The sequence below is a fragment of the Providencia sp. UF-224 genome (assembly GCF_058245955.1).
Genome location: NZ_JBSICC010000060.1, coordinates 1 through 8184, shown reverse-complemented (window position 1 = coordinate 8184; position 8184 = coordinate 1). Strand labels below are relative to the sequence as shown.

The 8184-nt window shown below is 44.9% G+C and carries 8 protein-coding genes; 2 read left to right on the top strand and 6 right to left on the bottom strand.

Going from position 1 to position 8184, the window contains the following annotated elements; genetic code table 11:
* Positions 1 to 402: 402 nt before the first annotated feature.
* The 3 genes from AC4IFO_RS22535 to AC4IFO_RS22525 form a co-directional block, all read right to left on the bottom strand.
* On the bottom strand, positions 403 to 1338 hold the full coding sequence (locus AC4IFO_RS22535; protein ID WP_490737771.1) for an Rpn family recombination-promoting nuclease/putative transposase: 936 nt from the start codon (positions 1336 to 1338) through the stop codon (positions 403 to 405).
* Positions 1339 to 1736: 398 nt separating this feature from the next.
* Positions 1737 to 2357: a DUF2913 family protein gene (locus tag AC4IFO_RS22530; protein WP_490737769.1), complete on the bottom strand. Its 621-nt coding sequence runs from the start codon at positions 2355 to 2357 to the stop codon at positions 1737 to 1739.
* Positions 2354 to 2923 carry a ProQ/FINO family protein gene (locus tag AC4IFO_RS22525; protein ID WP_490737767.1) on the bottom strand — a complete coding sequence of 190 codons (570 nt, stop codon included), beginning with the start codon at positions 2921 to 2923 and terminating at the stop codon, positions 2354 to 2356. The genes AC4IFO_RS22530 and AC4IFO_RS22525 overlap by 4 nt, the downstream gene beginning before the upstream one ends.
* A gap of 248 nt (positions 2924 to 3171) precedes the next feature.
* Between AC4IFO_RS22525 and AC4IFO_RS22520 the strand changes: the two genes are divergently transcribed.
* Positions 3172 to 3489: a hypothetical protein gene (locus AC4IFO_RS22520; RefSeq protein WP_490737765.1), complete on the top strand. Its 318-nt coding sequence runs from the start codon at positions 3172 to 3174 to the stop codon at positions 3487 to 3489.
* A gap of 299 nt (positions 3490 to 3788) precedes the next feature.
* The gene (locus tag AC4IFO_RS22515; RefSeq protein ID WP_490737763.1) at positions 3789 to 3965 is read left to right on the top strand and encodes a hypothetical protein; all 177 of its coding nucleotides are present in this window, start codon (positions 3789 to 3791) and stop codon (positions 3963 to 3965) included.
* A 275-nt stretch (positions 3966 to 4240) separates the two neighbouring features.
* Here AC4IFO_RS22515 and AC4IFO_RS22510 read toward each other — a convergent pair whose 3' ends face one another.
* The 3 genes from AC4IFO_RS22510 to AC4IFO_RS22500 form a co-directional block, all read right to left on the bottom strand.
* Entirely contained in the window at positions 4241 to 5179 is a 939-nt protein-coding gene (locus AC4IFO_RS22510; RefSeq protein ID WP_490737761.1) for a RepA family replication protein, read from the bottom strand.
* 400 nt (positions 5180 to 5579) lie between these two features.
* Entirely contained in the window at positions 5580 to 6191 is a 612-nt protein-coding gene (locus AC4IFO_RS22505; protein ID WP_490737760.1) for a PIN domain-containing protein, read from the bottom strand.
* Between the two features lie 15 nt (positions 6192 to 6206).
* A partial coding sequence (locus AC4IFO_RS22500) for a conjugative transfer relaxase/helicase TraI domain-containing protein (RefSeq protein ID WP_490737758.1) occupies positions 6207 to 8184 on the bottom strand: 1978 nt, incomplete at its 5' end.

Genomic DNA, 8184 nt, shown 5'->3' with positions numbered 1-8184 from the left:
TAAAAAGTCAATGTATTGAAATTTAAGGATTATTAAATTTCAAATGGCTCATTTCGAGGAAATGTGCACAAAACCCCTAATTACACATTTAACTCAGAATGTTATAAAAAAAATAGAGACTTCAAAAAATTATTAAATGATTTAAAAAATAATATGAATTGAAAGAGTTTGTTCAAAATAATAAATAAAACTATTTTCCGCTCAACTTGGATAAGTATTTCATGTAAATACCATCTCTACATTGAATAATCAATTCAGAAAGGCGGCTCGTTCCCATACTCTAAACTCGGGTTCATATCGATGTAGCCATTTATCAAATTGAAAAAGCGCAAAACATCGCTAAACTCATTGAGTTAGCGACGTTTGCATTAAGCACAAAAATGATAAAGGAATAGGGTGAGACTACTGCAGGGAAATGAGCTCTTCACGGCTTAAACCAGTACTTTCAATAATAAGGTCAAGGCTAACCCCATTTTTAAGCAAATTACGCGCCATATCCAATTGACGCTGATGTGCGCGCAGTCGTTCTTCTTCACGGCCTTGCTCTAGGCCTTTTTCCCAGCCAATTTTCTCGCCTTTATCTTGTAAGCGTTGTGCAATATTCATAATTGCCTCCTTGTGCCTTTCTGCCTGGTCACTCAATTGCTGGACAATATGTTCAAAGTTGGGGGAGTCCAGTGCAATGAACAGGTAATTGAGGATAGTGACGATGTCGTTATCATCATTATACTGTTGATTGAGCGCTTGTGCCAATAGGGGGATAACCTTGTCAAATTCATCCCGCAAATATTTGTGCTTCATCGCCAGCTCCATCACGGCCACTTTGCGATGATTAACGAGCTCATTATCATCAATCACCGTCACATCGACCAACGGGAACGGCTGGGTATAAAGTTCATTGGCCATATCCGGTAGCGGGAAACAATCGGTCCACAATTGGGAATAGGGGTAGGGCGAACGCCCACCGTGATAAAACAAAACCGGCACCACTAGCGGTAACTTTTTATGTCCTTGCTGAAGATGTTGATTCATGGCCAAGAAAGCGTAGTGCATCAAACGCCAAGCCATGAGTTTATCCGGCGTCGATTGGTGCTCGACGAGAAGGTAGATGTACCCTTCACCTTCCGTTGTTTGCACCGAATAGAGCACATCGGATAAGCGAGAGCGCAGCTGTTTATCGATAAACGAGGAATTTGTCAGTGCCAACGTACTGAAATCACACAACGCTTTGATGTGTTCAGGCAGGTGAATGTCGAAAAAGTCCTTTGCGCTGTCAACCTGCGTCATAAACCCTTTAAAAGCCGCATCATGTGCAGTCGGCGTGTGCTTAGGTTTCATTATTCAGTCACTCACTCCTCACTAAAGAATGTGCATCATAACGCAGAATCGATTTTCTGTCTGTTTTTCAGCTTTCAATGTTCGTGTGAAGTTTAATTTGCATTTTCGCCCACTGACTCAATGAATTTAATGATACGATTTCAATGAATTAGTGAACTTAGGGACGATAAATAAAAAATCACATTCATTTCTGCCCAAGCTCTCATGTCAATTAAATCACGAAAAATGTTTACGCAATTGGCTAAACGGTCATGATATTAGGAAAAACTGACCACCATTAACGTGCAAAATCCAGTTTACATTTCATTCCATAACCGTGGTTCGAGGGATTGCGTAATGATGAGTGTCACGGTTAACTCCTCTGACAGATGTACATTATCGGATCTTACATTCACATCCTACCGTGATAACAACAACGTATAGTGTGGCAAATTTTCATCGAACTGGCCGCAAAGATGGTGTTGTTTGATGACTTCGTTAAATTGCCCTTTACCACCAAGCACCCAAAACTCCACCGAGTTAATCTGCTTCCCCTCATCACTGAATCCAGTGGTTAAAGCAGAGGCAGTAACATAGAAGGTGGGGATTGCGGTCACAACGGGCTTTTTTGCAATCAGTTTTTGCCAGCGCTCTTCACTGAGTACCACACTATCCCATCCCAAATCTTTAAGCAGCTCTGTCGCGTAGGTTAAGCGAAACAAGTCACTTTGGCTGGCAACATCACAACAACAGGAACGCCATAAATACTCTAACCGAGATTTCAGTTTTGAGGTCATTAACCGTTGTTGGCCCAGATTGATGAGCCATTCAAAATCATGGACGACACAGCGGTGAAACCGTTTTTGTTTCAGGGCCGTTTGTAGCCAACGAAGCAGGAAAAGATTTTCAGTCTGGGCATTTCGGGCGGCTTTTCCATCCCACTGTGCCAATTTGAGCGCGACTAAAGCGGCAAACGCTAACTTACCTAACCAACGATTTTTTTCTTCAACGGAAATCGGCGAATGGATTGTTTTTGTCATGCGCTTCCTGATAGTTGTTTAGCCAGTCTTTGTATGCGTTTTAGCGTATCGGCGACATCCGATTCTGTGACTTCCCCGTCCAGTTGACCGTCTTTATCATATCGTACCGCGCCAGGCATAATGGTGGTGCGGTATTTGACACTGTGACTAATGGCCGCAAGGCTGCGTTTTAGCTTTTTGGTCGAAATAGGCAATTCACGGACTTTTTTATCCGCAAATAAGGCTTCACGCGTGCCAACCGCCATCGGTCGAAGTTGTCCATTAGGAAAGAGTTGAGGCCAATGTTCTGAAAGGTTCGCGATAGCCTCCTCTAACGGGAGATGGTTTTTCGGTGGTGTAGGGGGGATGACTTTTTTTTCTAATGGGATGACCACCGCGGCTTGTTTTATTACAGTCTGCGGAGCCTCTTTTTTAGGGGATTGAGTGGGTGTTTTTTTGACAGGTTTATTGGGTTTTCTCTGTGTATTGACCACGACCTGTTTACGGCGACGCGTAATACCGAGCTCGGTATTTTCCGCGACATTTTCCGTCGGGGGGCGTTTTAACGTCAGTGTTTTGCGCTCCATTTTCACCGCACTCCAAAATTATGTTAATCATCAATATATTACTAACAGATTATCACGAAATTTCACCTAAATCATCTACCTGAAAGTACTAAATTGATTAAATTTTAAACATAAAATATTGAAGGGAAAAATAATTAAGATTAAAGTGCCAAATATTTAATTAAAAATTCATAAGCCTGAAAAAGGAAAAATTAACGATATACCTATATTAATTAGAATTGGTTTTACTTACTAAAAGGGGGAGAAACATGAGCCAACATTTTTTTAATGTCAGCAGTAATTGTGGAAATGTAGAAGTTTTAGTAGGTTGGGATGAACCTCTTAAGGTTTTTTTCTTAACTATAGGTGTAGATTTGGAAGAGCCTCATTATTCTACATTATATGAACCTATGTGGATGAATCCGTATTTAACTTTAGATTATTATCAGGGGGTTCTAGAATTCTATGAAATAGATGACATATCGTTGATGCCTGATTCGGAATTATTTTTACAATTAATGGACGATCAAAAATATGGTCGACAAGTTTTATTAGGTCGTGGTTCTATTTCAACTATAGATGAGTAATTATCTGTGATATCACCTTTATCCGTAACGCTATATTCAGTTTTTCGGGATAATCATAATTAAGGGCGTGTGCAAGCTCTCCATATTAGTATCAGATTGTCACGATACTTCATCAAAATCACCTGCCCGTAGGGCTGTAGACGGCAAAAAGGGTTACAGAGAATCACTTAGGGTAAGGGCCGTCGAGACCCGCGTTAGCGGTTACGTGCTGTTTAATCCTCCTATCACCCTCCCGTCCTGGCTAAGCCTACTGTATTTAAAACAATGAATTCGCTTTTTTTGACCCTTTGAAAAACGCAGTGAGACGGGCAAGAGGCGTAGCCTCGATGAACGGCTGTAGCTGCGCGTTAAGGTGGCCATCGGCCAGCTTTACGGGGGCAATCGCACAATGTGGATACGGTTATCTGAGCGACAGCCATTTATGGCTTGTAAGCGAAGGCTTTATTGGGTTTATCTCTTTAGAGAGTGCGGCTTGAAAAAGCAGAGCCGCAACTCCTTATTTATAAGGTCGTTTAGTTCAGAACCTAAAAACGAATTTAACCATAAAACACCAATATTATTCGAAGTTAATTGAAGAGAATAAAAGCATTCGAAGTTAGTTGGTTAAATAAAGAACGAAAATGTTCGAGACGGCTTTCGCCTGAAGAATTAAGGAGTGGATATAGTGAACCCACCGCTCAAAAAACAAGCTGTCCAGATTTAGGGCGAACGAAACCACCGCCAGTCAAGGCGGTAAATTTAATAGGGGAAATTAGGAGTCGGGCAAGTGTTCCACGTAATGCAGGTAGATAGCCTGTCCTTGGACGCTCGGGTACAAGGTCTTCATTTTACGCTCAAATGCCATGACAGCGGCTATCGGCTGCGTCACCTTCCATGATTCAAAACGACGCCATGCGGCATGTTCTGCGCTTTCTGGCGCTTCCAAACTTTTGGCTAACGCTTTCTTTTCTTTCAATGCCTTGGCTAAATGCTTCTTTTCTTGTTTTAGCGCTTCATCCTTCCCAACCACAAGGGTTTTGAGCTTGTTAAGCAGGTTGCGAAGTTTATGCTTAGTCTCCAGTGACGCCACGTTAGCGCGGGCAAGTCGCAACACATGTTGGGCATAACGTTTCTGGTAGCTCTCTTTTAATCCCTTCTTTTCCATCCAACGGCTAAAGCTGGCCACCACTTCGCGCAGTTCTAACGCGGAAAACCCAAGTCCTTCGAAAAATTCAGGACGTATCCAAATACGCATCGCTTTGTATTGTTTGGCTTCAATATCAAAATCGCGGTCAATGACAATCAGGTTCGCTTGTTCCCAGTCGCGCAGCGCATGCAGTATTGGGTCGTAACTTTTTCGGCCACAGTCATAGCGATATAGCTGTCCACACAATTCCGCCAACTTCTCCACCGAGCACATCACTTCAAAGAGCGCGTCACTTTCGGGGTTGTAATCGGCATAGGCAATCATGGCCATTGCTAGCGCATCAAAGGTTTCTCGACGCTCTGAACGCACGGATATCCGTTGCTTTCTGCTATAACGCAGTTGGTAAATATGGGGGTTTCGGTTCCAATCGTGGCGCTTTAAGGCCGCTGCGAAGCGACGCACGGGCACTAATTTCGGTAATTGCCCTAAAAATTTTGGCGCATAATGCCGATGAATTTTACCAATGGAACAAGGGATTGCAGGAATTGAGATCCCATTAGACATGTCTCTCCGCACTTATGTTGTACGGAAGGAGTTGAATTTTCTTGCGCATAATTCTATACTCCCCGCTAGGAGTTCAACATTACCCCTAGCGGAATTACTCTGATGACCCCTGATAATCTTTTCGTCCCGCCAAGAATGAAGAAGATTACAGGGGTTTTCTATTTGGGTTCACAGCACATTTTTGTGTGTTACATCCCATCACTTGCCACCTTTCGGCGTGGCGACCACAAAATTCACATCAATTGTCGGCTAATTTAGCACTCTATGCGCATTCAAGCAACGTCTTCACGATAAAGACGCGATTTATTCACAAAATTTGTGATAAAACTTGAGGTTCGGCGTGAGAGAAAACTAAATAGAATTGGCGGAAATCACCAACAATCAATGAGGTTAAACACGGTTATTTGCGGTGTTTAACAAGTGCAGCAAGATACCAAGCAAGTGCATTCCCATTGTGGGAAATCACCTTCAATGCAACCAAGTTAGCAATATGGGCCTCGACAGTGTGTGACTGTGCGGCACCCAATATATTGATTAAACTGCGACGTAACCCCGTAAGCTGTTTCGGAAAACCGTTGTTACGTTGAAAAAAGGGCGTTTTAAGCACTTTTTTGGTCTCATCGAGCGAAAGTGTCACTTTTTGCTTAGTTTGGATGATCCCTCGCAAGGTACAAGATCGCCCAAGCTGTTTTACCGTATCGACCAAGGGTAAAAGCCCTTTGTCGTTGGTAAACACGGTAAAGTGACACGTTTTATTCGCTTGTTCGTGCGCTTGCCCTAAATACCAGGCAAGATGAAAGTCCACATTATTTTGACTGACTTGGCTCACTTTAATAATGTTGAGGATATAGCGCGTGGTTGTTTGTACGGGTAATTTGAGGTTGGTTTGCTTGGGCCCGACAAAAACAAAGATTTGTTGGTACTGCTCAAACGCTATCGGCTCTAAATGCGGGACATTCTCTAAATCAATAAACGCCCATTGAGATTTGTCTGGTGTAACTGGCTTTTCCATAGATAATCGACATCCTTAATCACCAAATTCACGGTCACGGGATTTTTCCATCACGATTTCACGCTCTTGCTGGCGCAAGGCGTCCCGTTGTTGCTGTTGATGTTCACGTTCAAACTGAACAGCCTTTTCAATGACTCTTTCTTTCGCCTCCATTAAGTCATGTTCCCCTTTCAGCAAACTGTCACGCTCTTGGGCCATGACCTGTCGTAGTTCGTCTTCGTTGAGCTCGGGTGCCTTGGACTCGCTGTTTGCTTGCTGACGCAAGGCAGCTTCGGCCTCTTTTAAGGCTTTATCAATCGCCTGCTCTTCGGGCGTTTGCAGGGTTTTCGGGTCACTATCCACTTTATCGGTTTGCGCGGTATTCGGATTCGCATAGGCGTTATCCACTTCCCCTTGCGTGATTTTCTCAATCATGGTCGTGTGTAAACGTTCATCGGGATTGAGTTGCACGACCACGCCCTGTTCAGGTTGCTGCGCCATCGTCTCAAAGGCCGACTCTAGACTGTTCACAATGACGGTTTGCCCGTTTTGACTGGGTTTGACGACAATAAATTGCGCCTGTTCGCTCCCCAGTAAACGCCCTTCCACACGGAGTCCCTGCAATTTATCCCCTTCAAGTTCAATGGCTTGCAGCATCGTGCCTTGCGACTTGCCGTGTTCATCAAACACAGGCCATGCCACATGCGGTTCAGGATGCTTGGTGGACGGGTAAACAAACTTTCCTTCGTGTGACTCGCCTAATCCCATTTGGCGACTTAATGCTCGACCAATCGCGGTATCATTAAGCGGCTGCGCACGGTCAAACAATTGATTGCCGACTTTAGCCGCGCGGTCTTGTTCCGCTAACAACACATCGTGGGCGGTCTTCCGGTTGCCGGGGTTCTCAATGGCTTTTGTCCATTTATCCAAGTCATCACTGTAAGTTTGCACATGCGCCTTAGTACGCGAAAGACTGACATACGCATCACGCAAGGTAGCCAGCATACGCCGTCCTGATTCGACACCTCCAAGGACAATCACATACAGACTACTTGCTCCTTGGGCTTTGTATGCCGTGCCCGCATAGCCGTAATCCAGATGTTGGTCTGTCAATTCGCCATTCGGGTTAAGTACGCGAGATTCGTCGCCCTTAGTAAGAGTGATTTGCCCCTTCTCATTGACCTCACTGACCGTCCAATCACTGTTCATCACGCGCCCGCGCTCTTTGTCTGTGCGGGTAAAATTGATTTTTTCACCGGCTGCGATATGGCGACTTTCTTGGCGGTAAATACCAATATCCAGCAAGCTACTTTCAAAGGCCGAGAGCAAATGCCCTTTCCCTTGTTCATCAACCAGGGTCACAACCCCATCACTGACTCCCTCTTGAGTCACTTCAATCCGATAGTGCTGCTCTTGGATGAGCGCCACTTTACCGGCATGCTTTGCGAGCCCTGCCGTTGATAACAAGGCCTCTGTGCGCGTACTCTCACGCACCAATATCGGGACGTCTTTCCCCCCTTGTAATTGCCCTTGCTCGACTAAGATTTGATGAATACCGCGATTAAGTTCATCTTTATCACGGTTGGTTTGCACCACAATCAGTGTCTCTTTTTGCGCTTCAGCCGTTCGCCCGCGATAGTCATCAAGGATATGGGTGATGACCTTGTCGCCTGAATTTATCACCGACTGTTCGGGTAATTCCGCCCCCGCTCGACGGGGCACCACATCGGGCGTCACGCGATTCATCGCATCCATAGCCGTTTGAACCTGACCCGCGATGATGGCTTCAATGGCAGGACGAAGCTCGGGTCTTTGCCGCACGATTTCGTTCACAACCGCAGTCGTCAGTGCTGAACGGTCTTGTGCGAGGGCTAATGGGTCACCACTGTCCACCGACAATAACTGCGCCCTATCCCCTGAAATTGGCGCTCGCCCGTCACCGCGCCCAATCACGTCTAACACCTCAGTCATAATTTTGTTACCGACCATCGAACCTTCGTCCACTAAAAAGAGG